At 70.8% G+C, this 24,939-nt stretch carries 11 protein-coding genes; 3 read left to right on the top strand and 8 right to left on the bottom strand.

Going from position 1 to position 24,939, the window contains the following annotated elements; genetic code table 11:
* Nucleotides 1-29 precede the first annotated feature (29 nt).
* Nucleotides 30-1,220 (top strand): HNH endonuclease signature motif containing protein, encoded by a 1,191-nt coding sequence (locus ACZ5IK_RS24495; protein ID WP_465489938.1) that lies wholly within the window; start codon nt 30-32, stop codon nt 1,218-1,220.
* Nucleotides 1,221-1,995: 775 nt separating this feature from the next.
* Nucleotides 1,996-7,521: an ATP-binding protein gene (locus tag ACZ5IK_RS24490; protein ID WP_465489793.1), complete on the top strand. Its 5,526-nt coding sequence runs from the start codon at nt 1,996-1,998 to the stop codon at nt 7,519-7,521.
* A gap of 80 nt (nt 7,522-7,601) precedes the next feature.
* Here the strand turns inward: ACZ5IK_RS24490 and ACZ5IK_RS24485 are convergent, their stop codons facing one another.
* The 7 genes from ACZ5IK_RS24485 to ACZ5IK_RS24455 all read right to left on the bottom strand — a co-directional run bounded on the left by ACZ5IK_RS24485 (nt 7,602) and on the right by ACZ5IK_RS24455 (nt 22,701).
* On the bottom strand, nt 7,602-8,147 hold the full coding sequence (locus ACZ5IK_RS24485) for a bifunctional nuclease family protein (protein ID WP_465489792.1): 546 nt from the start codon (nt 8,145-8,147) through the stop codon (nt 7,602-7,604).
* 187 nt (nt 8,148-8,334) lie between these two features.
* Nucleotides 8,335-9,477 (bottom strand): glycosyltransferase, encoded by a 1,143-nt coding sequence (locus ACZ5IK_RS24480; RefSeq protein ID WP_465489791.1) that lies wholly within the window; start codon nt 9,475-9,477, stop codon nt 8,335-8,337.
* Nucleotides 9,478-10,275, bottom strand: coding sequence for an alpha/beta fold hydrolase (locus ACZ5IK_RS24475; RefSeq protein ID WP_465489790.1), 798 nt, complete (start codon nt 10,273-10,275; stop codon nt 9,478-9,480).
* Nucleotides 10,276-10,277: 2 nt separating this feature from the next.
* A complete protein-coding gene (locus tag ACZ5IK_RS24470) occupies nt 10,278-10,577 on the bottom strand; it encodes an acyl carrier protein (protein ID WP_465489789.1) in 300 nt (99 codons plus the stop codon).
* Nucleotides 10,567-14,841, bottom strand: coding sequence for a beta-ketoacyl synthase N-terminal-like domain-containing protein (locus tag ACZ5IK_RS24465; RefSeq protein ID WP_465489788.1), 4,275 nt, complete (start codon nt 14,839-14,841; stop codon nt 10,567-10,569). Before ACZ5IK_RS24465 ends, ACZ5IK_RS24470 begins: the two co-directional genes overlap by 11 nt.
* A 3-nt stretch (nt 14,842-14,844) precedes the next feature.
* Nucleotides 14,845-21,366, bottom strand: coding sequence for an SDR family oxidoreductase (locus ACZ5IK_RS24460; RefSeq protein WP_465489787.1), 6,522 nt, complete (start codon nt 21,364-21,366; stop codon nt 14,845-14,847).
* Nucleotides 21,367-21,795: 429 nt separating this feature from the next.
* The gene (locus ACZ5IK_RS24455) at nt 21,796-22,701 is read right to left on the bottom strand and encodes a LysR family transcriptional regulator (RefSeq protein WP_465489786.1); all 906 of its coding nucleotides are present in this window, start codon (nt 22,699-22,701) and stop codon (nt 21,796-21,798) included.
* Nucleotides 22,702-22,772: 71 nt separating this feature from the next.
* On the opposite strand from ACZ5IK_RS24455, the gene ACZ5IK_RS24450 reads away from it, so the two are divergent.
* Nucleotides 22,773-23,762 carry a YeiH family protein gene (locus ACZ5IK_RS24450; RefSeq protein WP_465489785.1) on the top strand — a complete coding sequence of 330 codons (990 nt, stop codon included), beginning with the start codon at nt 22,773-22,775 and terminating at the stop codon, nt 23,760-23,762.
* Here ACZ5IK_RS24450 and ACZ5IK_RS24445 read toward each other — a convergent pair.
* The gene (locus tag ACZ5IK_RS24445; protein ID WP_465489784.1) at nt 23,740-24,915 is read right to left on the bottom strand and encodes an MFS transporter; all 1,176 of its coding nucleotides are present in this window, start codon (nt 24,913-24,915) and stop codon (nt 23,740-23,742) included. The genes ACZ5IK_RS24450 and ACZ5IK_RS24445 overlap by 23 nt on opposite strands.
* Nucleotides 24,916-24,939 lie beyond the last annotated feature (24 nt).

The following is a 24,939-nucleotide window of genomic DNA, read 5'->3' as shown; positions in this document are numbered from 1 at the left end:
TTCGTCGGGTGGCTACTGCTGAAGCCTTTATGGCTCCCCTGAAGGAAATTCCCGATCCTCGCACGTTGGGTGATGAGGAGTGTGTGGCGTTGGCGCGAGCCGTGTCGGCTGATATCGCTCGGTTGGAGGCGGTGCGGTTCCGGGCGATCGCGCAGTTGTCTCGGCATCGGGATGGTGCGCGGAGTGTGGTGCAGGAGGTCGCTTTCGCTCTGTCTGTTGTGGATGGTCATGCGGGTGCGATGGTCGCCGCGGCGGAGGCGTTGACCAGTCGCCTGCCCCGAACCTTGGGGTTGATGGAGCTAGGGAAGGTGAGTGGTTTCGGGGCGATGAAGGTCGCGGCGGCGACGGCGTGGCTATCCGACGAGAACGCGCTCGCCGCCGATGCTCTGCTGGAAGATCGGTTGCCGGGGAAGAATTCGGATCAGATTCGGAAGGCTGCGGGCCATGCGGCGATCACGGTGGATCGTGACGGTGCTGCTCGGCGGGCGGAGCGGCACCGTGAAGGGCGCCGTCTCACCGTAAGGCAGGGTGAGACGGGGGTAGCGTCGATCGAGGTCGAGGACGGTCCGGTGGAGAAGGTGACCGCCGCGTATGTGCGGATCGACCGGGAGGCACGGGCACTCAAGACCGGAGACGAAACCCGCACTCTGGACCAACTCCGTGCGGATGTGGCGCTCGATTTGCTGTTGGGTGGTCAGGGTGGCAAGGCCGAACGGGCGGAAGTGTTCCTCTATATGGATTTGTTCACGTATCTGGGGGTGAAGGATGATCCGGCGGAGCTGGCGGGGCATGGGCACATTCCCGCCACGTTGGCGCGGGAGATCGCGGCTGGGTCGGAGACGGTGCTGCGCAGGATCATCACTGATCCGTTGTCCGGGCAGGTGCTGGATTTGGGTCGGGATCGGTACCGGCCGTCGGCGGGCCAGGGCGAGTTCGTCCGGGTGCGCGATCGTGAATGCCGAAGACCGGGATGCCACCGTCCCGCGCAGGCCTGCGATCTCGACCACTCAGTGCCGTGGCAGTTCGGCGGGCATACCAACGCCGCTGATCTGATCGACCTGTGTCGTCGTGATCACCGGTTGAAGGATGAACCTGGTTGGGTCTACCGGCTTGCTTCTGATGGCACTTTGACGATCACCACGCCTACCGGGCAGTCCTATGACAGTGCTCCGCCACCGCTGCACGAACCCCGCCCGGCCGAGGAGCCGCCGCCATTCTGAGCCGTTGCCGAAAATCGGCCACGGCTCCTGCAGGACCAGACTTCACGACCGTTGCCGTCGCCACGTCACGGCAACTCCGCACCTCCAGCGGAGAGCGGCCACCGTTGCCGAGAATCGGCCACCGCTGCACGGCAACCCCGCACATCGAGCCCGGAGCCCTCCCCGTCCTGAGCCGTTACCGGAAAACGGCGACTGCCCGATCGCGGCCGCTGGCCTCCACGCCGAGCCCCGACGACAGCGACCGTGATCACTACGCCGATCCGTTCGTTGCGACCACGGCTGCCGAACCGACCTCGTCTCGCGCGATTGCCGTAAAACGGCTACGGCCCCGACACGAGATCGATCGCGATCAGCAAACCCAGGACCGCCTGCCACCGGCCGTTACCGAGAAACGGCCACCTGTCCCCTTTTGTCCAGCCAGTGTCACGGCACGACAGCCCGGCACCCGAAGTCCGAAGGCGGCAACGCCCCCTCCGCCCGCGACCTACCCGCCAACCCCGATGAAACCGGCGTGAACACCTGGTGACACCCGTCCGACCCGGCTACCCACTCCAGCCCCCGATTGTCCACTTCATGACGTCATTCGCCCCCTCGACTAGGTGTTCCAGGACACTTTTTGGCGGGTTCCTACAAGCCCCGGCCCTCGGCATGCGTCACCGACGACATTCTCGTACCGGCCGGTAAGAGGCAGGCTGTAGGCAGATAGAGGGGACTGTCCCGCGCGTGATCCGGCGGGATGTCACCTGGTGTGCTGTGTACTTGGGAGGCTCAGTCGGTGTTCAGTCGTGTCGCCATCGTCAACCGCGGAGAAGCCGCGATGCGGCTCATCCACGCCGTCCGCGAGCTGTCGGCGGAGACCGGACAGCGGATCGAGACCGTCGCTCTCTACACGGATTCGGACCGGTCGGCGACGTTCGTGCGGGAAGCCGACCTCAGTCACAACCTGGGTCCCGCGTCGGCGCGTCCGTATCTGGACTTCGCCGTGCTGGAGCGGGCGCTGACCGAGACCGGGGCCGACGCGGCCTGGGTCGGTTGGGGCTTCGTGGCCGAGGATCCGGCCTTCGCCGAGCTGTGTGAGCGGCTGGGCATCACCTTCATCGGCCCGAGCGCGGACGCGATGCGCCAGCTCGGCGACAAGATCGGCGCGAAGCTGATCGCCGAAGAGGTCGGCGTGCCCGTGGCGCCGTGGAGCCGCGGCGCCGTCGCGGACCTCGACGCGGCCATCAAGGCGGCCGAGGAGATCGGCTATCCGCTGATGCTCAAGGCGACCGCAGGCGGCGGCGGGCGCGGTATCCGCGTCATCACCTCCGCGGACGAGCTCGAGGACGCCTACGAGCGCACCAGCATGGAGGCCGAGCGGGCCTTCGGCAGCGGCGTCGTGTTCCTGGAGCGCCTGGTCACCGGCGCCCGGCACGTCGAGGTCCAGGTCATCGCCGACGGCCAAGGCACCGCGTGGGCGCTCGGCGTCCGCGACTGTTCGGTGCAGCGCCGCAACCAGAAGATCATCGAGGAATCCTCTTCCCCGGTGCTGAGCCCCGAGCAGGCCGACGAGCTCAAGCGGTCCGCCGAGCGGCTCGCGCTCGCTGTCGACTACCGCGGCGCCGGCACGGTCGAGTTCCTCTATCACCCCGGCGACAAGCTGTTCGCCTTCCTCGAGGTCAACACCCGCCTGCAGGTCGAGCACCCGATCACCGAGCTGACCACCGGCATGGACCTGGTCAAGGCCCAGTTGCACGTCGCTTCCGGCGGCAAGCTCGAAGGCCCCCAGCCCGCCGAGTTCGGTCACGCCGTCGAGGCACGGCTCAACGCCGAAGACCCGGATCGCGACTTCGCACCGTCGCCCGGCCGCATCGCGCGCCTGGACCTGCCCGCCGGACCCGGCATCCGCGTCGACACCGGGGTCAGCGAAGGCGACACGATCCCGGCCGACTTCGACTCGATGATCGCGAAGATCATCGCCTACGGCCGCGACCGCGACGAGGCGCTCGGCCGCCTGCGCCGCGCGATGGCGCAGACCACGGTCATCATCGAGGGCGGCGCGACCAACAAGAGTTTCGTCCTCGACCTGCTCGACCAGCCCGAGGTGATCGACGGCAGCGCCGACACCGGCTGGATCGACCGGGTCCGCGGCGAAGGCAAGCTGGTCACCCACCGTCATTCGGCGATCGCCCTCGCGGCCGCCGCGATCGAGGCCTACGAGGACGAGGAAGCCGTTGAGCGTCAACGGCTTCTCTCCACCGCGCACGGTGGCCGCCCGCAGGTTCAGCACGAGAGCGGCCGCCCGCTCGACCTGAAGCTGCGCGGCGCCGCGTACCGCGTGAGCGTGGCCAGGATCGGCCACCGCCGGTTCCGCGTCGGCGTCTCCGCGGGCGGCGACATCCACCCCGCCGACGTCGAGGTCGACCGGTTCGACGAGCACACCGGCCAGATCACCGTCAACGGCACCCGCTTCCGCCTGGTCACCGGCACGCACGGGCCGATCCACCTGGTCGAGGTCGACGGCGTCACCCACCGCATCAGCCGTGACGAGGGCGGCGTCGTCCGCTCCCCCGCCCCCGCGCTCGTCGTCGCGACGCCGCTCGAGGTCGGCGCGGAGGTCGAGGCCGGCGCACCCGTGCTGGTGCTGGAAAGCATGAAGATGGAGACGGTGCTTCGCGCGCCGTTCCGCGCGAAGCTGCGCGAGTGCGTCGTCTCGGTCGGCAGTCAGGTCGAGACCGGCGCCCCCCTGCTGCGGCTCGAACCGCTGGCGGAGGAGGGCGAAGAGGTCGCCGAGGACGTGGGCAGCGTCGAGATCGAGCTGCCCGTGGAACCGGACGGCGCTTCGACGGCGCAGCGGATCACGCGGGGACAGCAGGATCTGCGCAGCCTCCTGCTCGGCTTCGATGTCGACCCGCACGACGACCGCCGCACGCTCAGCGCGTACCTGGCCGCCCGTGCCGAACTCGAGGCCAACGGCGACCGCCCGCTCGAGGGCGAGGTCGAATTGCTGACCGTCTTCGCCGACCTGTCCGAACTGATCCGCAACAAGCCGGCGCGAGAAGAGGCCAAGACGGACACCCGGGTGCACAGCGCCCGCGAGTTCTTCCACACCTACCTGCAGAGCCTCGACGTCGAACGCGCCGGGCTGTCGGAGTCGTTCCAGAACAAGCTCAAGAAGGTACTGGCGCACTACGGCATCAAGGACCTGGAGCGGACGCCGGAGCTGGAGGAGGCGGTCTTCCGTATCTTCCTCGCCCAGCAGCGGACCGCTTCGGACGTCACGGTCGTCACCGCGCTGCTGCGGCAGTGGCTCACCGAGGCGCAGCCGTTCGAGGCGATGCGCGAACCGGCGGGCAAGGCGCTGGAGCAGCTCATCGCCGCGACCCAGCTCCGCTTCCCGGTGGTCAGCGACCTCGCGCGCAGCGTGGTGTTCCGCTGGTTCGCCCAGCCGCTGCTCCGCCGCACCCGCGCCGAGGTGTACAGCGAGGTCCGCAAGCATCTGCGTCACCTCGACCAGCACCCGGATTCGCCGGACCGCGCCGAGCGGATCGCGAGCATGCTGGCCAGCGCGCAACCGCTGGTGCGCCTGCTCGGACAGCGGATCGGGCGTCCCGGCACCGACCACACCCCGCTGCTCGAAGTGCTGAGCCGCCGCTACTACGGCAACCGCGCGCTCACCGGTGTCCAGCAGGTCACCGTCGGCGGCTGCACCTTCGTCACCGGTGACTACACCGACGAGGACGAGCGGTTCCACATGGCCACCACCGCCGTCGACCGCGCCGGGCTGCCCGGCGCGATCAAGGCGGTCGCCGATCTCGCCGCCGGGCTGCCCGCCGACACCGACGTCGAGGCGGATCTCTACCTGACCTGGGACGACGAGTCTGCCGACGACGACGCGATGGCCGCGGGGCTGCGCGAGATCCTCACGGCCGAGCCGCTGCCGAGCCGGATCCGGCGCATCACCACCACGGTCGCCGGGCACAGCGGCGCGGTGATGCACCACCACTTCACCTTCCGCCCGTCCTCCACCGGCTTCAGCGAGGAAAGGCTGATCCGCGGCCTCCACCCGCTGATCGCCCAGCGGATGCAGCTGCAGCGGCTGGCGAACTTCGACCTGACGCGGCTGCCGTCCGGCGACGAGGACGTGTACCTGTTCAAGTGCGTCGCGCCGATGAACCCGTCGGACCAGCGGTTGGTCGCGCTCGCCCAGGTCCGTGACCTGACCCCGTTGCGGGACAACGACGGCAAGCTGCTGGCCCTGCCCGCGGTCGAAGGCACGCTCGCGGGCTGCCTCGACGCGATCCGCGAGGTGCAGGCGAAGCTTCCGCCGAAGAAGCGCTTCGACACCAACCGGATCATGCTGTACGTGTGGCCGACCAGTGAACTCACCGGCGAGGAGCTGAACACGGTCGCGCAGCGCGTGCAGCCGTCGACGGCGGGCGCGGGTCTCGAAGAGGTCCAGTTCCTCGGCAGGCAGCGCGATCGCGCGACCGGCGAGGTCGGCGAGGTCGCCGTGCGGATCGGCTACGACGTCAGCGGCGGCGTGCAGATGTCGCTGTCCGAGCCCACGACCGAGCCGATCCTCCCGCTCGACGACTACCGCCAGAACGTCCTGCGGGCCCGCCGCCGCGACACGGTGTACCCGTACGAGCTGACCAAGATGCTCGGTTCGTTCACCGAGTACGACATGGACACAGAGTCTGATTCGCCCTCGGCGGGAACGAGTACCTCGGGCGTGAACACCCTCGTTCCGGTCGACCGGAAGAAGGGCCGCAACACGGCGGCGATCGTCGCCGGCGTGGTCACCACGCCGACCGAACGTCACCCGGAGGGCGTCAAGCGCGTCGTGCTGCTGGGCGACCCGACCAAGGCGCTCGGCGCGCTCTCGGAGCCGGAGTGCTCGCGGGTGATCGCGGCACTGGACCTCGCCGAGCGGCTGAGGGTTCCGCTGGAGTGGTACGCGCTCTCGGCGGGCGCCCGGATCTCGATGGAGTCCGGCACCGAGAACATGGACTGGGTCGCGGCCGCGCTCAAGCGGATCGTGCACTTCACCCAGGACGGCGGCGAGATCAACATCGTCGTGGCCGGGATCAACGTCGGCGCCCAGCCGTACTGGAACGCCGAAGCGACGATGCTCATGCACACCAAGGGAATCCTGGTGATGACGCCGGATTCCGCGATGGTGCTGACCGGCAAGCAGTCGCTCGACTTCTCCGGTGGCGTCTCGGCCGAGGACAACTTCGGCATCGGTGGCTACGACCGCGTCATGGGCCCGAACGGCCAGGCGCAGTACTGGGCGCCGAACCTCGCCGCGGCCCGCGACGTGCTGATGTCGCACTACGACCACACCTACGTGGCGCCGGACGAGACCGGCCCGCGCAAGGCGGTCACGAACGACCCGATCGAGCGGGACATCTCGCCGTTCCCGCACGCGGCCGTCGACAGCGACTTCACCACGGTCGGCCAGATCTTCTCGCGGGAAGCCAACCCGGACCGCAAGAAGCCGTTCGACATCCGCACCGTGATGCGCGCGCTGTCGGACCAGGACCACCCGGTGTTGGAGCGCTGGCCGGGCATGGCCGACGCCGAGACCGCGGCCGTGCAGGACGTGCACCTCGGCGGGCGGCCGGTGTGCCTGCTCGGCATCGAGTCGCGTTCGGTGCCGCGCCGCGGCTTCCCTCCCACCGACGGCCCGGACACCTACACCGCGGGCACGCTGTTCCCCCGTTCGTCGAAGAAGGCGGCCCGGGCGATCAACGCGGCCAGCGGCAACCGGCCGCTGGTGGTGCTGGCGAACCTGTCCGGCTTCGACGGTTCGCCGGAGTCGATGCGGAAACTGCAGCTGGAGTACGGCGCGGAGATCGGCAGGGCGATCGTCAACTTCGAAGGCCCGATCGTGTTCACCGTGATCTCGCGGTACCACGGCGGCGCGTTCGTGGTCTTCTCGAAGGCGCTGAACCCGAACATGACCGTGCTGGCGCTGGAAGGCTCGTTCGCTTCCGTGCTCGGCGGCGCGCCCGCCGCGGCGGTCGTGTTCGCCGGTGAGGTCAACGCGCGGACCGCGGCGGATCAGCGGGTGCGGTCGCTGTCGGAGAAGCTCAGCGGCGCGACCGGCGCCGAACGCGCCGCGCTGACCGCGGAACTCGCCGAGGTCCGGTCTTCGGTGCGAGCCGAGAAGCTGGGCGCGGTCGCGTCCGAGTTCGACGGCGTGCACAGCATCGAACGCGCGGTGAAGGTCGGCTCGGTGGACGCGATCATCAGCGCGGCCGAGATGCGGCCGCGCATCATCGAGGCGATCGAGCAGGGCCTGGCGAAGCAGTAACTCCCGCTCCCTCAAGTGCTATGAAAGGCCCGTTACTTGCAAATTTTGCAAGTAACGGGCCTTTCATAGCGTCTCTGGGCTTAAGGATCAGCGGGCGGGTCGGGCGGCGGCTCCCCGAAGTCCTCCGGCGCGATCTTGTCCAAAGCCGCCCGGAACTCCTCGACCTCCCGTTCCTGCTCGACCGGATCCGAGGGCACCGACGGCAGTTCCGCGTCGGGCCCGGACCCCACGATCTCGACCCGTACCGAAGCGACCTCCAGTACCGAGTCCGCCACCTTGATCACCACCCCGGCGCGCAGGCCGATCGCGACCGCGTCGCTCGGCCGGGCCGAGACGCGGATACCGGAATCGAGTACCAGGTCGGCGAAGAAGATGCCGTCCCGCAGCGCGGTGACCTCGACCCCGGTGACCCGGTGCCCGAAGGACTCGACCACCTTGCCGATCAGTTCGATCGTCCCTGGACGGGGCAGCCGGATCTTCTCCTGCGCGAGCGCCACCGCGCTCGCCTCGGGGTTGCCGATCGTGATCGCCAGCCAGCGGCGTTCGCCCTCCCGCTCCCGCAGCAGCATCACCGGTGCCGTTTCCGGAGCCAGTACTGCCATCCCCTCGACGTCCATCGGGATCATGCGCGGTACCTCATTCCCTCGGTCGGCCAAAAGGCGAACAAGGCCGGGGTCGCGTACGGCAGCGCCAAGCCCTTGGCGGCGCGGGGCGATGTCTTCACTGTGGTCACGACGACTCCCAGCACGAGGACACACCTTCGGAAAGCTGGTACCCCTCCAGGAGAGTCCCTACACGCCCGCTTTTCAAGAGCTAGAGGAGTAGAGCCTCCAGGTGGTCGGCGGCCGTCGCGGCGCCGCCCGCCTCCCGGAACGAGGCGCCCACCTTCTCGGCGGCCGAACGGTACGCCGGATCGTCCAGCACCCTGGTCACGGCGGTCGCGATCCGTTCGGGTTTCGGGCGCCCGAACCGCACCCGGACGCCCGCCCCCGCGTCGACGACCTGTCCGGCGACGATCGGCTGGTCGTCCCGGATCGGCGCGACCACCAGCGGCACCCCGTGCCACAGGCTTTCACAGACGGTGTTGTGCCCGCCGTGGCAGACGACGGCGTCCACACGCGCCAGCAGCGCCATCTGGGGCACCCACGGCACCACGAGCACCGTGTCCCCCGTACGCCCTACGGCACCACCGGGATCGGCGATGACGGTCCGGATCCCGCCGACCCGGGAAAGTCCCCGGGCGGCCGCGGCGAGGAAGTCCCCGGCGGCGTCGGCGTTCGCGGTCCCGAGGGTGACGAACACCGTCGGCACCGACGGGTCGAGCCGGTCCCACGGGAAGTCGCCGGTGGCCGCGCGGCCACCGATCGACGGCCCGACCAGCCGGACCCGCTTCGGCAGCGTGGCCGGGCCCAGCAGTTCCCGGGTGGTGAAGGCGAGTACGCCGTGCGGGGACATCCTGGGGTCGGCCGGGCCGCCGTCGATCCGCGTGCGCAGGCCGCCGAGGAGGTCGTCGAGCCAGGCCGCCACCTTCGGCATCCCGGCCAGGGGGTCGACGAGCTCCGCGGACGTCGTCGCGGAGGTGACCCACGGCAGGCCGAGCCCGTCGGCGACGAGACCGCCCGCGATGGCCTGCTGGTCGGCGAGCACCACCTGCGGGCGGAACCGGCCGATCGCGGCGCGGACGCCGGGCGCCATCGCCTCGGCCAGCGGGATCAGGAACTCCTCCCACAGGAACCGGAACGCCGCCGGCCCTTTGAGGTTCGCGTCGCGTTCGGGCAGGCCGCGCGGGACGGCGCAGGGGAACACCTCGGCACCGTCGCCCGCGAGCGATCGGATGACCTCGGGCTGCCCCGCCCAGGCGACCTGGTGACCGCGCGCGGACAGCGCGGCGGCCACCCCCACCGCCGGGTTCACGTGCCCGGTCAGCGGCGGCGTGACGAAGAGGAATCTGCCCACCTACTCGGCCCTCACCGTTTCGCGCGTGTGCTCCCGGACCCAGCCCAGGATCAGCTCCGACGTCTCCTCCGTGCGCTCGACGAGCACCGAATGTCCCTGATCCGGCAGCACGACCGTGAGACAGGTGCCGAGGTTCGCCTCGAGGTCGGGGACCTGCGCCGCGAGCCCGGACAGGTCGCCGAACAGCGCGAACACCGGGCAGCGCACCGCCGCGAGGTCGTCGTCGATGGTCCGGCTCAGCGGGATGTCTTCGGCCAGCGTGGTGGCCGCCAGGATCTTGTACGCCGCTTTGGACAACCGGGCGGTGTGCGCGCCGTGGTTCTCCGCGATCCAGCCGATCACCTCGTCGTGCGCGAGCCGGTTCTCGGCGTCGGCCAGCCCTTCGGCCATATGCCCGAGCCAGGCCCGCACCGGTGGTTCCGCCTCGATGGCGATGACGCTCGCGACGCGTTCGGGGTGTGCAGCCGCGAGCCCGAAGGCGACCGAGCCGCCGAACGAGTTGCCGACCACGTGTACCGGCCGGTCGATCCCGAGCGCGGTGAGCAGGCCGTCGAGGTCGCCGACGAAGTCCTCCAGCCGGTAACCGGTGGCGGGCCGCGTGGTGCGCCCGTGCCCGCGAAGGTCGTACATGACGACGTCGATCCCCTGCTCGGCGAAGGTATGCCCGAGGGTGAAGTAGTAGCTCGCCAGGCTGTCGGTGAGGAGGCCGTGGACGAACACCACGACCGGCGCTTCGTCGTCCGAGGGCCCGAGGCGCTGGACGTGGACGTCGAGCGCGCCGACCTTGACCTTCGCCATGCTCAAGCCTCCCCGGTCAGGGACGCGACCACGTGGTCGACCAGTTCGCCCACGGTCAGCGCGATGATCTCGTCCAGTTCGCGGTCCGCGATGAACTCGGCGAAGTTGACCTTGTCGCCGTAGTGGTCCCGCAGCCTGCCGGACAGCGTGACGAGGTCGATGCTCTCCAGTTCGAGGTCGTCGTGGAACTTCGTGTCCCGGCCGATCTCCGCGTCGTCCAGCCCGTATTCCTCGAGCAGTTCACGCAGCATCACGGCGATGTCGGCCAAGACCCTCTCGGCAGGCACGGTTTCAGTGGTCATCTTCGTTCTCCGTCCAAGCCACGACGTAGTCCTTCGCCGGGGTGGCGATCGTGGTGTGCCACACCGGATACCGGGTACCGCCCACCTCCACGGTGAGCCGCCCGCCGTCCGCGCCGACGACGGCGAAAGCGCGCGGGTCACCGCGCAGGCCGGTGCGGAGCCGTTTCGCGACGGCCTCCTTCGCGGCCCAGAACCTGGTGAACCACAAGGCTTCTGGCGCGCGCAGCAGCGCTCGTTCCGCCTCACCGAGCGCGGCGTCGAGCGTGCTCTCGGTCCGGTCTTCCACGGCCTCGACGTCGATCCCGCACGGCCCAGAGCGCGCGATGGCGACACCGAGCGCGTCCCGATGGGCGATCGAGACGGTGAGGCCCGGCAGCTCGCGGCCGTAGGCGCCCGAGACGACCGGCGCTCCGGAGTGATCGTTCCCGACCCGGAGTTCGGCGGGGAAGATGTCGCCTTCGCCGTCCCGCCAGAGCATCCGTCGCACGGCGTCCTTCGCCGCGATCCGGCCGAGCAGCCACGCCCGTTTGCCGCGTGGCTGCTGGCCGGCGTAGTCCTTCCGTTCCGCACCGGCCAGCACGTTGCGCATGATCAGGTCCCGCGTCGCCAGATCCGGCCACTGCTCGCGGACCAGCGCCCAGCCGCCGGGCCGGTCTTCCGACAGCGTGGCGCGCTCCGGCCGCCGGTCCATCGCGCGGATCGCGGGGTTGCTGTCGAACCGGCGATCGCGCCAGCCCTCGACCTCCGCCCAGACCCGGCCGCCGCGGATGAGCTGGACGTCCGCTTCGAGTTCCGCGTCGGTGACCGAGACGATGCGAACGACGCAGTCGAGCCACTCCCCCGGCACGGGATGTTCGCCGTAGAACCGGATCCGCCGCATCCCCACCGGGAACACCGTGGTGCGGCTGGGAAGCCTCGACATGATCCAGTACCCGAGCAGCTGACCGGCGTTGTCCAGGAGAGCCCCCGGCGCCTCCGGGGTCCGCAGGGTTCCGCGCACGTGCCGCTCCCCCACCGCGACCAGTTCCTCGACACCCTGGAACTTCGGGCCGTGGAACATCCAGCGATCGGTGTAGAGCTGTTCGGCGCGCAGGTCCGGCTTCCGTTCGTCCTCGGCGGGGAACGTCCACGGCGCGGGCGGATCGGCGGGGAATCCGTCGTCCAGCTCGATGACGGCCCGCGAGTACTCGCCCAAGGACACGCTGACCCGGGACCGGCTTTGGGGCACCACGGTCACCGGCACGTCCAGCGCGGGGATCGCGGCGATCCATTGGTTCAGCCGGACGTCCTCCAGCGCGACCGCGCGCTTGCCCAGCGCCGCCTGTTCGGCGAAGTCCATCAGGTGCCCGATCACCGTCGTGGCGGGGACGACCGGCCACGAGTCGGCGGGATCCGCCCCCGGCGGCTGCTTGAAGAAGCAGTGGTCGAGCAGATACGGCATCGTCTCGACGGAGATCCGGAGTTCGGTGCGCAACGGCCGGATCCGGGGCGCCGGTCTGGCGGCGAACAGTTCCGCCGCCAGACCGGCGGTGTCGGCCAGCAGCCCGGAGAACTCGGCTGCCAGCGGGTTCCGCTCCCCGATCCTGTCCAAAGTGGACGTCTTGGCCGCGCCGGGCCGGAAGCCGCGCCGGACGCTCTCGTCGAGTGAGACCAGCGCGCCCCCGAGGTCGAGGCGGATCGCCCGGCCGCGTTTTCCGCCGCCTTGGCCGGGCAGGACTTCGAACGCCGGATCGGCACCGTCGGCCCACAGCGCGGTGGCGACCCGCAGCAGTTGCGGAAGGCCGGACCGGTGCGCGGAATGCGCGGCGACGACGAGGTGTTCGCGGTCGTGCAGGGTGTTCCCGATCAGCGAACCGAGCTGACCGGCGCCTGTCTGCACGAACGCGCGGAACCCGGCCGCGTACATGTTCTCGACGAGACCGCGGAACCGCACCGGTTCCAGCAGATGCCGGACGAACAGCTCGCGGACCTCCCCGGCCGCCGCCGGATAGGGCCTTCCCGTCGTGGCCGACCAGACCGGGAGTTGCGCCGGATACAGGGTGTAGCGCTCGGCCGCCTCACGGATCGGGCCGAGATAGGGCGCGAGCATCGGGGTGTGGAACCCGGACCGGAACGGCAAGACCTGGGAGATCACTCCCTCGGCACGGAAGCCGCGCACGAGGCCATCGACGGCCTCCGAGGGGCCGCAGATCATCGCCTGGTTGGGCGCGTTGTCGTGGGAAAGGACCACTTCGGACTGTCCTTTGAGGACTTCGGAGACCGCGGGCGCGCCCGTGCCGATCACCGCGAAGGCCAGTCCCGGCACCTTGAGCGCGTCCGGGTCGAAGCCTGCCAGGAACGCGTCGACCTCGTCTCCGGCGTGGATCCCGGCGACGGCCATGGCGGTCCACTCCCCCAGGCTGTGCCCGGCGAGCGCGTCCGGGGTCACGCGCAGCCCGCGTAGCGCCGTGTCGACGAGCCTGCCCAGCTGGAACACGCCCTTGCCGTGCCTGCCGACGTCGCCGACGAGGGCGTCCGGTGATTCCCAGGGCACGCCGAAATGCCGCGCGAGGTCGTCGGCGTTGGCGTCGAATTCGTTCTCCAGGCCGGGGAAGACGAACGCGAGTTTGCCGCGGCCCGCGCCGAGCAGCGGTCGCGGGACGAACCAGAGGTCGTTGCGGCCGCGCCACGGTCTGCCCTTCGCGACCACCTTCCTGGCCAGGGTGAGCCGCTTGGGCGTCGGGTCGACGAGGCCGAGCCGGAACCGGCCGCGGCCGGGGTCGCCGCTGTTCAAGAGGTCGTCCCGCTCCAGCAGGCAGCCCATCTCGGCGATCGTCGGCGCGGACAGCCGCAGGACCCGTTCGGGTTCGCGGACCTCGACCGCCGCCCGCGTCGCGGCCTGTTCCAGGACGACGTGGGCGTTGATCCCGCCGAAACCGAAGGCGTTGACCCCGGCCCGCCGCACCGGCCGCCGGTGGTCGGTCTTCCATGCCTTCGCGGTACCGAGCGTCTCGAACCGGGTCGCGGCCAGCGCCGGATGCGGCCGCTCGCAGTGCAGTGTCGGCGGGAGAACACCGTGGTACACGGCCAACGCGGCCTTGACCAGCCCGGCGACGCCCGCCGCGGGCATGGTGTGCCCGATCATCGACTTGACCGAACCGAGCACCGCCGTCGGCTCGTCGGCCTGCCCGAAGACCTCCGCGATCGTCGCCAGTTCGGCGGCGTCGCCCGCGGGCGTGGCGGTCCCGTGCGCTTCCAGGAGCCCGATCGTGGCGGGATCGACTCCCGCCACGGTCCAGGCCTGCCGGACAGCGCGGACCTGACCGGCGGAGTCCGGATTGGACAGTCCGGCGGTCCGGCCGTCACTGGCCACGCCGGTACCGGTGACGACGGCGTAGACCCGGTCACCGTCCCGTTCGGCGTCCGCGAGCCGCTTCAGCACCACGACGCCGGTGCCCTCACCGATCAGCACCCCGTCCGCGTCCTGGTGGAACGGCCGGATCCGCTGGCTCCGGGACAACGCGCCGAGCTGGGAGAACACACTCCAGAAGGTGATGTCGTGGCAATGGTGCACGCCACCGGCGAGCACCACGTCGCAGCGCCCGGTCGCCAGTTCGCGCACGGCGTGGTCGACGGCGACGAGCGAAGAGGCGCAGGCTGCGTCCACCGTGTACGCGGGTCCGCGCAGGTCGAGCCGGTTCGCCAAGCGGGAGGCGGCGAGGTTGGGCACGAGCCCGATCGCGGCGTCAGGAGCTTCGGGGCCGAGCCGGTCGGTGAAGGCCCGGCGCAGTTCCTCCAGCCGCTCGCCGCCCAGTTCGGGCATCAGTTCACCGAGGGTGCGAACGACCTGGGTGGCCGTCCGGACCCGCTGGTCGAGCCGCACCAGGCCGGGGGTGAGATAACCGCCGCGGCCGAGGATGACCCCCGTCCGCTGCCGGTCGGCGGGCAACCAGTGCTCGCCACCGGCGTCGGCGAGGGCCTGTGCGGCCACTCGCAGCGCGATCAGCTGGTCGGGTTCGGTGCCCGGGATCGACGACGGCATCACGCCGAGGCCGGTGACGTCCACTTCGGCCAGTTCACCGACGAAACCACCGCGGCGGCAATAGATCCGATCCGCCCGCGGTTCCGCGTCAGGCTGGTAGAAGGCGGGATCCCAGCGGTCCGTGGGTACCTCGGTGATCGCGTCGATCCCGCCGACGATGTTGCGCCAGTAGGTCTCGAGATCCGGGGCGCCGGGGAACAGCACCGACATCCCGACGATCGCGATCGGCGGTGTTTCGGCCACCGGTCACCACCCCGACGCGGTGTAGGTGACGGCCGTGAGGTCCTCGTCGCCCCACGCCAGTTCGCGCAGCAGGCTCAGCGTGCCTTCTTCGGGGTCGATCAGTTCGATCCCGCGCCGGGCGTAGTCCCGCATCAGTTCCGGGGTGACCATCCCGTTGTTGACCCCGGTCGGCGCCCACGGTCCCCAGTGGACGGTGAGCCCGCGGCGTCCGTACACGGTGGCCCACCGGTGTCCGAGCGCCTCCAGCGCGTCGTTCGCGGCCGCGTAGTCGGACTGCCCCCGGTTGCCCAGCGTCGCGGCGACGCTGCCGAACAGGACGGCGAACTTCGGGGCCTCCGGCAGCTCGCCCGCCGCCGCGAGCAGGGTGCTCGCCCCTTCGACCTTGGTGCCGAAGACGCGGTTGAACGACGCCGGATCCTTGTCCGCGATCAGCTTGTCCTCGATGACGCCCGCCGCGTAGACGATGCCGTCGATCCGGCCGTGCTCGGCGTGGATCTCCTTGACCGCGCGATGCACGGCCTCCGCGTCGAGCATGTCCACCGAGTGGTAGCGCACCGGGCTGCCGAGGGCGCCGATCCGCCGCAGCGTGCCGCGGACCTCCCGTTCGGCCTCGATGATCCGGATGGTCCGCTCGATCTCGGCCGGTTTGGCCAGCCCGCTCCCGATCAGGGCCGCGCGCAGTTCAGCCGTCGTCTTCGCCGTGGCGATGTCCGGTTCCTCGCCCTCGATGGGCACGGCCGTGCGGCCGAACAGCTCGATCCGGCATCGCGACGCCGAAGCGAGCGTGGTGGCCAGCCTGGCGGTGATGCCCTTCGCCCCGCCGACGAGGAGCACGACCGAATCCCGGTCCAGGCCGAGCGCTTCGGCTTCGGCGGTCCCGTCGCCCGCCGGACCGGCCCCCGTGCTGCCGAGCAGGCCGAGACCTTCTTCGGTCATCCTCAACCCGCGGCGCGCGCCGTCACGGCGGAAGACGACCGGTTCCCAATCCCCGGTGGACAGCTCCGCGAGCAGGGTCTCGACCTGTTCATCCACAGTGGATTCCGGGTGCTGCTCGACCACGCGGGCGACTGTGTCCGGGTACTCCCTGGCCACCGTGCGGAAGAAGCCCCGGGCGCCGTCGACGGGACCGTTCGCGATGAGCCAGCGCGGCCCGCGCGCCAGAACGGCCTGGTACAGCGGGAAATCGTCCGGGAAGGACGGTGACAGGTGGAACACCCCGTCCGCGCCGTGCTCCGGCACTCCGTGGACCAGTTCGGTTTCCGCACCGTATCCGGTGAGCCGGGCGACGAGCATCTCCGCGACCTGGCCTTCGCCGACGACGGCGAAGCGGAGCCCGGCGAGTTCCTCGTCGGCGGGGACGGCGTCGGCGAGGTCGAACTCCCGCATCAGATAGCGCTTCGGCGCCACCACGACGGCATCGGTCTCGACGGCGGGCGGGGCGGCTTCGGTGCCGCCGCCGGTGATCAGGTCCGCGAGGGCGGCCGCGGTCCTGGCCTTGGCCAGTTCCTCGGGATCACCGCCGGTGAGGCCCAGCCGGGTCGCCAGCTCGCCGGCGATCTCGGCGCGTTTGATCGAGTCGACGCTCAGGTCGGCTTCCAGGTCCAGATCGGGCTCGATCATGTCGACCGGATAGCCGGTCCGCTCCCCGATCACCTCGACGACGACGTCGAACACCGAACGTTCGGGAGCGATCCCGGCGCGAACGGGCTCGGGTACCGGCTCGGGCGACGTGGCGAGAGCGGGGAGGGCAGGGAGGGCGGCGGGTGCGGCCGGGCGGACGCCGGGGTCCGTGCCGAAATAGCCGAGCAGGACGTCCCGTTGCGCGGCGATCATCTCACGACTGGTGCGGAGGAACTCCGAGATGAGCGCCTCACCGCCGTCGGTGCCGGGCCGGGATGTCAAGATCGCCTCCGTGGGGATTCGCTGGGCTGGATGCAGTGCCGCGGCGGGGATCCGGCCGTCGGCGGTGCGGACGAGCTGTCCGTCGACGGTCCAGCCCGCCTTCTTCGGCGGCCGCGCGGACAGCGCGTCCGTGCACGCGCGCCCGGTGAACAGCCTGCCGGTGCGGACGTCCACGCCCGCGACCGCCAGCCTGGCCAGGGCGGCGAGGAAACCGGGGATCCCGGTGCGGCGGCCGCTCTCGAAGGTGACCGTCCGATGTGGACGGCCGTCGAGAACGGCGGCGGCGAGCCGGGTGAGGACGGATCCGGGACCCGCTTCGACGAACGTCCGGGCGCCCGCCTCGTACATGGCCTCGATCTGGTCCGCGAACCGCACCGGCGCGCCGATCTGCGCGGCCAGTTCGGCGCGAATCCCGTCCGGCGACGACGGGTAGGTGCCTGCCGTCCGGTTGGCCCATACCGGGATCTCCGGTCCGGTGACCGGGACGGTGTCGAGCACGCGGGCGAACTCCGTCTCCGCCGGGGCGACCAGTGGGCTGTGGAACGCGCAGGCGACCGGGAGCGTCTTGACCCCGGCCCCGCGATCCCGCAACCGTTCCACGGCAACGCCGACGGCGGTGGTCGGGCCGGAGATCACCGTCTGCTTCGGCGAATTCCGGTTGGCGAGGACGACGGTTTCCTCGAGGCCCTCGGCGACGAGCGCGGCGGTGACGTCGTCGGCGCTCGCGGCGACGGCCGCCATCGTTCCCGGATCGCCGCCGCCGGTCGCACCGAGGATCGCCTCCGCCCGCGCCCGGCTGCACGCGAGCAGGGACACCGAACTCAGCGCGCCCGCGGCGGTCAGCGCGACCAGTTCGCCGTAACTGTGGCCCGCGACCATCGAGGGCCGTACCCCGGCCCTCCCCAGCAGATGGTGCGCGGCGAGGCCCACGATCCCGAGCGCGGGTTGCGCGGCCCGGGTGTCGGTCAGCCGGGCGAGCTGGGCCTCGCGTTCGGCCTCGTCGAACGCGGCGGGCGGGAACAGGGCGTCGACCGTGCTCCCCGCGCGTGCGAGGTAGCGCCGCAGTTCGGGGAACGCGACGAACAGGTCCGCGAACATCCCGGGTCGCTGGCTGCCCTGGCCGGGGAAGAGGAACGCGATCTCGCCCGCCGGTTCGCCGTCGGCGGCGAAGATCCCCGCGTTCTCGTCCCGATCCCCCGCGATGGCCCGGCGGAGCAAGGCAGCCAGTTCGTCCACAGTGGACGCGAGGACGGCGAACCTCGTACGGCCACCCCGTCCTTCCGCCCGGCGAGAGGCGGCCAGCGCCAGATCACGCAGGTGCCAGCCCTCGCCGGTGGCGGCGAGCAGATCCTGTGCGGCCTTGATCGCGGTCGCCTCGTCCTTGCCCGCGAACAGGAAGAGTTCCGCGGGCCATTCGTCGAGGGTCTTCGCGGGCGGGACGGCGCCTTCGTGGGCGGTGAGGACCACGTGGAAGTTGGTGCCGCCGAAGCCGAAGGCGCTCACCCCTGCGATGCGCTCGTCCTCGGCCCACGGCCGCGCTTCGGTGTGGAACGCGAACGGGCTGCTCACCGGATCCCACGCGGGATTCGGCCGCTCCAGTTGCAGCGTCGGCGGTTTGACACCGGTGTGCAGCGCGAGGCTCGCCTTGATCAGCCCGGCCAGCCCGGCGGCGCATTTCGTGTGGCCGATCTGGGATTTCACCGAACCGAGCGCGCACCGGCCGGGTTCGGCGCCCGCCTCGGTGAAGACCTGGGTGAGGGTGCCGAGTTCGGTGCGGTCGCCGACGACGGTGCCGGTGCCGTGCGCTTCGACGAGCCCGACGCGCGACGGCGAGATCCCGGCGTTGCGATACGCCCTGGTCAGCGCGTTGTGCTGGCCCTCGGGCCGGGGCGCGGTGAGCCCGAGCGCCCGGCCGTCGCTGGCGCTGCCGACACCCTTGATGACGGCGTAGACCCGATCGCCGTCGCGTTCGGCGTCCGCGAGCCGCTTCAGGACGACGCATCCGACGCCCTCGCCCAGCGCGATCCCGTCGGCGCCGCCGTCGAAGGTGGCCGAGCGGCCGGACGGGGAGAGCGCGTGCACCGAGGAGAACAGCAGGTAGTCGTTGATGCCGTTGTGCAGGTCGGCGCCACCGCACAGGACGAGGTCGCTGGTACCGGCGACGAGTTCCTTGCAGGCGGCGTCGACGGCGGTCAGCGACGACGCGCACGCCGCGTCGACCGTGTAGTTCGCGCCGCCGAGGTCGAGCCGGTTCGCGATCCGGCCCGCGATGACGTTGGCGAGTACGCCGGGGAACGAGTCCTCGGTGAGGCGCGGCAGCTGGCGGTCGAGTTCGGCCGGGAGTTCGCCGAGGTAGGACGGGAGTACGGTCCGCAGGGTCATCGCGTTGGACAGGTCACTCCCGGCCTCCGCGCCGAAGATCACCGACGTGCGGGACCGGTCGAAGGCACGTTCGGCGTAACCGGCGTCGGCGAGCGCCCGCCTCGACACTTCCAGTGCCAGCAGCTGGACGGGTTCGATACTCGCGAGCGACGCGGGCGGGATGCCGTGGTCGAGCGGGTCGAACGGGATCTCCGGCAGGAAGCCGCCCCAACGCGACGGCGTCTTCTCGCCGTCGCCACCGGGCGCGTAGTAGAGCGACGGATCCCAGCGCTGGGCCGGGACCTCGGTGACCGCGTCCACTCCGGACAGGATGTTCGCCCAGAACGACGGGAGATCGCCTGCCTGCGGGAACACGCAGGCCATCCCCACGATGGCGATGTCGAGCGGTTCCGGGGCGGGCTCGTCGTCCCGCTCGCCGAGCAGTTCGGCCGCGCGGGCTTCGAGGAACGCCAGCGCCCCGGGACCGACGGCCTCGTGCAACCGGGCGATCGTGGTGACCTCGGAGCGGAGGACCGCGACGTCGCCCGCCATGAACATGCCCTCGGCGAGCTGCCGGTCTTCGGCGACCGGGCTCAGCGCGTCTCCGATCCGCTCGATTCCCTTGCTGGCCAGGCGAAGCCGTCCGACGTTGAGCTTCTCAAGCCGCTCCCACGCCGCACGGTCCGGCACTGCCCGGTCCTTCAACTCGCGTTTGAGCTCCGCGTACTCGGTCGTGAAGGCCGAACGTACACACCGCGTCGCGTGGCCCGGAGCGGTCTCCAGCAGCTCGGTACGCGTGGCTTCGACGACCTGGCGCTGGAACAACGGCAGGACGGCGCCCGCGCGGACGGCCTCTTCGGTGAACAGGTACGCCGTGCCCATCAGGAGGCCGACGGTCGCGCCGAGCCGGGTCAGCGGCGCCGCGGCCGCGGCGACCATCGCGGCCGACCGCTCGTCGTGCACTCCACCCGCGAAGTACACCTCGATCTCGCCCGCGTACTCGAGAAGCACGCCGATCTGGGCTTCCCACAACGGAAAACTGGCCCTCGGGCCGACGTGCCCGCCGCATTCGGCACCTTCGAAGACGAATTTGCGCGCCCCCGCTTCGAGGAACTGGCGCAGCAGTCCCGGTGACGGGACGTGCAGGAACGTCGAGATACCGGCGTCTTCCAGCACCTTCGCCTGCGCCGGGCGGCCTCCGGCGATGATCGCGTGACTCGGCCGGACCTCGCGGATCACCTCCAGTTGCGCGGCACGGACCTCGTCGGCGGCGAACCCGAGGACGCCGACGCCCCAGGGCGCGTCACCCAGCGTCGCCTTGGTCTTTTCGAGCATCTCGCGAGTCTGCGCGGGCCCGGACAACGCCAGCGCCAGGAACGGCAGCGCTCCCCCGGCGGCGACGGCTCCGGCGAATTCGGGCTGATCGCTGACCCGCGTCATCGGCCCCTGCGCGAGTGGCAGGACACCGCCGGAAGCGGTGAGGCCACCGGTGATCGACGCGTGGACGGCCCGGATCGCGGCCGGGAGCGTTCCCCAGGTGTCGCGGAAACGCTGGGGCAGGAACGCGTCCTGCCCCACTTCCAGGTCCGGACGTCGGCGGAGAGCACGTCTTCCGCCGTCCACAATGGTCTCGGAACCATCGAGACTTTCCAGGGCCATCGTGACGTCCGACGGGAGTTCCGCTTCGGGGAGCAGCGCGAACCCGGTGTCGAGCACGACACCGGCGGCGCCACCGGCGACCGCGGCGGCCGCCGTATGCACGCCTATCCCGCCGTACGCCCAGATCGGGACGCCGATCGCCGGGTCGGCCAGCAACTGCTGCAGGAAGACGAAGGTGCCGAGTTCGCCGATCCGCCCGCCCGCCTCGTGACCTCGGGCGACGAGACCGTCCGCTCCGGCGGCGACGGCTCGTACGGCTTCGTCCCGGCTGGTGACTTCGGCGAGTACCCGCCGGTCACCGAAGTCCACAGTAGACAGTGGGATGCCCGCGGCGAGCAGAACCGTGTGCGCCGCCTCAGGAAGCTCCGCCGGTCCCGCGACGCGGACACCGAAACCGGTTTCGAGCCAGGTCTCCGCCAAGTCCAGTTCTTCGCGCGCGGCCCGGTTTCCGCTGGTCAGGTCCAGGACGCCGAGCGCACCAGCACGCGTCGCCGCAGCGGCGAACCGCGCGGAGGGCACACCGAAGGGATGCACCGCGATGAGCAGATCCGCCGCACCGGTCGACGTCGAGGCAGCGTCGGAGCCACGAATCGACTTACCCACGGGAAGCCTCCGAGCACACGGAAGAGTGATTTGGTTACCGGGCGTACTTAAACGCAGGCGGGCCTTCACGTCAATACTCGACAGTAGGGTTTCCGGTCACAGGAACCGGATGGCGGTACGCCGACCTGCGAAACGCGAGGATCGTCGCGAAAAATTAGCGTTCCGGATACAGGGCGGACATCCATGACGCGCGGTTTTCCCGCAGTAGCAGGGAAGAACCGTCAACGACCAGGTGTCCCAACACCCGATACGCCATCCGGCCTGTTACCCGGAGTTCACCATTCCGCTTTAGCCGGTACCACCGGAAATGGTGGTCCACCGCCATTCCGGGGAATTGCCGACGATTCGCCCTATCGTCGGTATCACCCCGGCGGCGCTTTCGGTATCACGCGCGATTAACGGACCGTTCACGGATAAACGTGAAAGGACTCAGCGGGATTTCGCATTCCGCACCGCGATGGCCAGCAGCGCGGCGGCCGGACCGGCCAGCCGCCGCCCGGCGGGCCACACCGCCCGCAGTTCCCGGCCGAAGTCGACACCCTCGACGGCGACCGGGACGAGCCTGCTGTCGGCGACGTCCCGGACGATGGCGAGTTCACTGATCACCGCCGGACCGGCGCCCGCGATCACCGCGTTGCAGACCGCGGAGGCGGAACCCAGTTCCAGCAACGGTTTCGCCGGACCGACACCGGCCTTGCGCAGCGCGGTGTCCACGGTCTCCCTGGTCCCGGAACCCGGTTCGCGGACCACGAGTGGCGTGATCGCCAGCTCGGCCGCGGTCACGGGCCGGCGCTTGCGGGCCCACGGATGGCTTCCGGGTACGACGAGGACCAGGTGATCGGTGGCCACCCGCTTCGACGCAAGGCCGGGCAACGAGCCGGGCGACTCGACGAACCCGAGGTCGACCTTGCCCTCCCGCGCCAGTTCGGCGGCCTGATCGGAATTGGTGACCTCCAGACCGAGGTACAGTCCGGGGTTCCCGCGTTTGAGCTCGCCGATCCAGCCCGGCACCAGATACTCGGCCAGCGTCATGCTCGCGGCGACCCGCAGTTGCGCCTCGTGCTGGGTGCGCAGGGCTTCGGCGCCGTCGAGGAGGCCGTCGAGTTCGGACAGCACACGACGAGCCCAGCCCGCGATGACCTGGCCGTCGGGAGTCAGCGCGGAACCCCGCCGCGTCCGGTCGACCAGCACCAGTCCGAGCCGTCGCTCGACTGTGGACAGTCGTTTGCTCGCCGACGGCTGCGCGATCCCGAGCCTGGTCGCGGCCTGCCCGATGCTGCCGAGTTCGTCCACGAGGACCAGCAGGCGCAGGGAGTCCAGATCGGGTGTGGTCATAGCCCAAGTCTATGACCTACCCCTGGTAGTCCCGGCTACCGAGGCCACCCCGGCCGGGCGAGGCTCGAACCATGAGCAAGACGCACGTGAGACCGACGAGGCCCTACTTGACCGCGCTGACCATCACCGGCGCCGGAGTGGCCGCCGCGTACCTGGTCGGCACCGCGGTCCCGGTCGTCAGCGCGCTCACCATCGCCGTCGTGCTCGGCATCCTCACCGGCTCGCTGCCGTCGTTGTCGGACGAGACCCGGAAAGCGATCTCCGGAGTCACCAAGAAGCTGCTTCGCGCCGGTGTCGTGCTGCTGGGCCTGCAGCTTTCGCTCCCGTCGGTCCTCGCGCTGGGCCCCGGCACCCTGCTCGCCGTCGTGCTCACGGTCGGCATCACGTTCCTCGGCACGATCGGCCTCGGCAGGCTCCTCGGGGTGCCGCGGGGCCTGGCGATGCTGGTCGCGACCGGGTTCTCGATCTGCGGGGCGTCCGCCATCGCCGCGATGGAAGGCGTCGTCAAACGGGAGGACTCCGACGTCGCGACCGCGGTCGCGCTGGTCACCTTCTACGGCGGGCTCGCCATCGCGGCCGTCCCGCTGCTCGGCGGCTGGCTGCGCCTCGACGCGGTCCGGATCGGCGAATGGGCCGGGCTCAGCGTGCACGAGGTCGCGCAGGTCGTCGCCGCGGCCACCCCCGCGGGCGGTGCCGCCATCGCGGTCGCCATCGTGATCAAGCTCAGCCGGGTGGTCCTGCTGGCCCCGATGGTCGCGGCGGTCGGCGTGGCCGAACGCCACCGTCCCGCCGACGGGAAGCGGCCGCCGCTGGTCCCGCTGTTCGTCCTCGGTTTCCTGGCGATGGCCGCCGTGCGCAGCACCGGGATCGTGCCGGGTTTCGCGCTCGACGTCGCCAAGGTCGCCTGCACGCTGCTGCTGGCCGGGGCGCTGTTCGGGCTCGGCTGCGCGGTGCGGATCGGCACGCTCGTCCGCACCGGGGGCCGCGCCCTGGTGCTCGGCCTGCTCTCCACCCTGCTGGTCGGGACCACCGCGCTGGTCACGCTGACCGTGCTCGGCTGAGGACGGCCACGGCGAGCAGCGCGACCACCCCGCCGGCGACCATCACGGCCGGGACGGAGACCGAGTCGACGACGATCCCGCCGAGGAGCGCGCCCGCCGAGAGGGTCGCCTGGAACGACGAGGTGAACAGCACCGACGCCGCTTCGGGCGCCCGCGGTGCCGCCCTCGCGAACCACGTTCCCGAGCAGACCGGGACCGCGCCGTAGGCGAAGCCCCAGACGACCAGCAGGGCGAGCGCGGACCCTTTCGAGTCGCCGAGGAACGGCAACGCGAGTGTCGCGAGACCGATCAAGCCCGCGGCGGCGAGAAAGGTGAGCCGCAGATCGTGGGCGATCGCCGCGCCCGCGACGAAGTTGCCCGCGATCCCGGCGGTGCCGTAGACGAGCAGGAAGACGGTGATCAGCTCCGGGCTCACCTGCGTCACCTGGCGCAGGAGCGGCGTGACGTAGGTGTAGGTCCCGAAGTGGGCGAGCACGACCAGCACCGTGACGAGCAGCCCGAGCCGGGTCGCCCGGCCGCGGGTCAGTTCGCGCAGGACGTCGAGCCGGGTCGTGCCCACGGGCGGCAACGGAGGCAGTGTGAGGGCCAGTGCGGCGAGGACGCCGAACGTGAAGACGGCCATCACGGCGAAGGCCGCCCGCCAGCCGAAGAGTTCGCCGACGAACGTCCCCGCCGGAACTCCCAGAACGGAGCCGAGCGGCACGGCGGAGAAGATCACCGCGGTCGCCGTACCCGCGCGTGCGGGACCGACGAGCCGCGCGGCGAGCCCGGAACCGATCGCCCAGAACGCACCGATCACCAGTCCGACCAGTACTCGCGAGACGAGCACCGCCCAGTAGGCCGGCGCGGTGGCCGCGAGGACGTCGGCGAGGGCCAGCACCACCATCAGCGCGCACAGCAGGGCGCGCCGGTCGATCCGGCCCGCGGCGACGGTGACGGCCGGTGCGGCGAGCGCGGCGAGGAATCCGGGCAGGGTCATGGTCAGGCCCGCCGTCCCCGGCGTGATCCGGAAGTCCTCGCCGATCGGGGTCAGGAGGCCGATCGGCAGGATCTCCGTGGTGACGAGGGAGAAGATCCCCAGCGTCACCGCGAGGACGGCGAGCCATCCCTTCAGCGGGGTCCGGGCGGTGGTGTCGAGGGTCGGGGCGATCATGTGCCCCAGCCCATCACCGCGCGG

The sequence above is a fragment of the Amycolatopsis sp. NPDC031561 genome, assembly GCF_055580625.1.
The sequence above is the reverse complement of the archived record's forward strand: the minus strand, read 5'-3'. Positions and strand labels throughout refer to the sequence as shown.

What these genes read in the sequence shown, in the direction of transcription:
- ACZ5IK_RS24455 (WP_465489786.1), bottom strand. Translation starts at nt 22,701, where the DNA reads ATGACCACACCCGATCTGGACTCCCTGCGCCTGCTGGTCCTCGTGGAC.
- ACZ5IK_RS24450 (WP_465489785.1), top strand. Translation starts at nt 22,773, where the DNA reads ATGAGCAAGACGCACGTGAGACCGACGAGGCCCTACTTGACCGCGCTG.
- ACZ5IK_RS24485 (WP_465489792.1), bottom strand. Translation starts at nt 8,147, where the DNA reads ATGATCCCGATGGACGTCGAGGGGATGGCAGTACTGGCTCCGGAAACG.
- ACZ5IK_RS24495 (WP_465489938.1), top strand. Translation starts at nt 30, where the DNA reads ATGGCTCCCCTGAAGGAAATTCCCGATCCTCGCACGTTGGGTGATGAG.
- ACZ5IK_RS24445 (WP_465489784.1), bottom strand. Translation starts at nt 24,915, where the DNA reads ATGATCGCCCCGACCCTCGACACCACCGCCCGGACCCCGCTGAAGGGA.
- ACZ5IK_RS24470 (WP_465489789.1), bottom strand. Translation starts at nt 10,577, where the DNA reads ATGACCACTGAAACCGTGCCTGCCGAGAGGGTCTTGGCCGACATCGCC.
- ACZ5IK_RS24475 (WP_465489790.1), bottom strand. Translation starts at nt 10,275, where the DNA reads ATGGCGAAGGTCAAGGTCGGCGCGCTCGACGTCCACGTCCAGCGCCTC.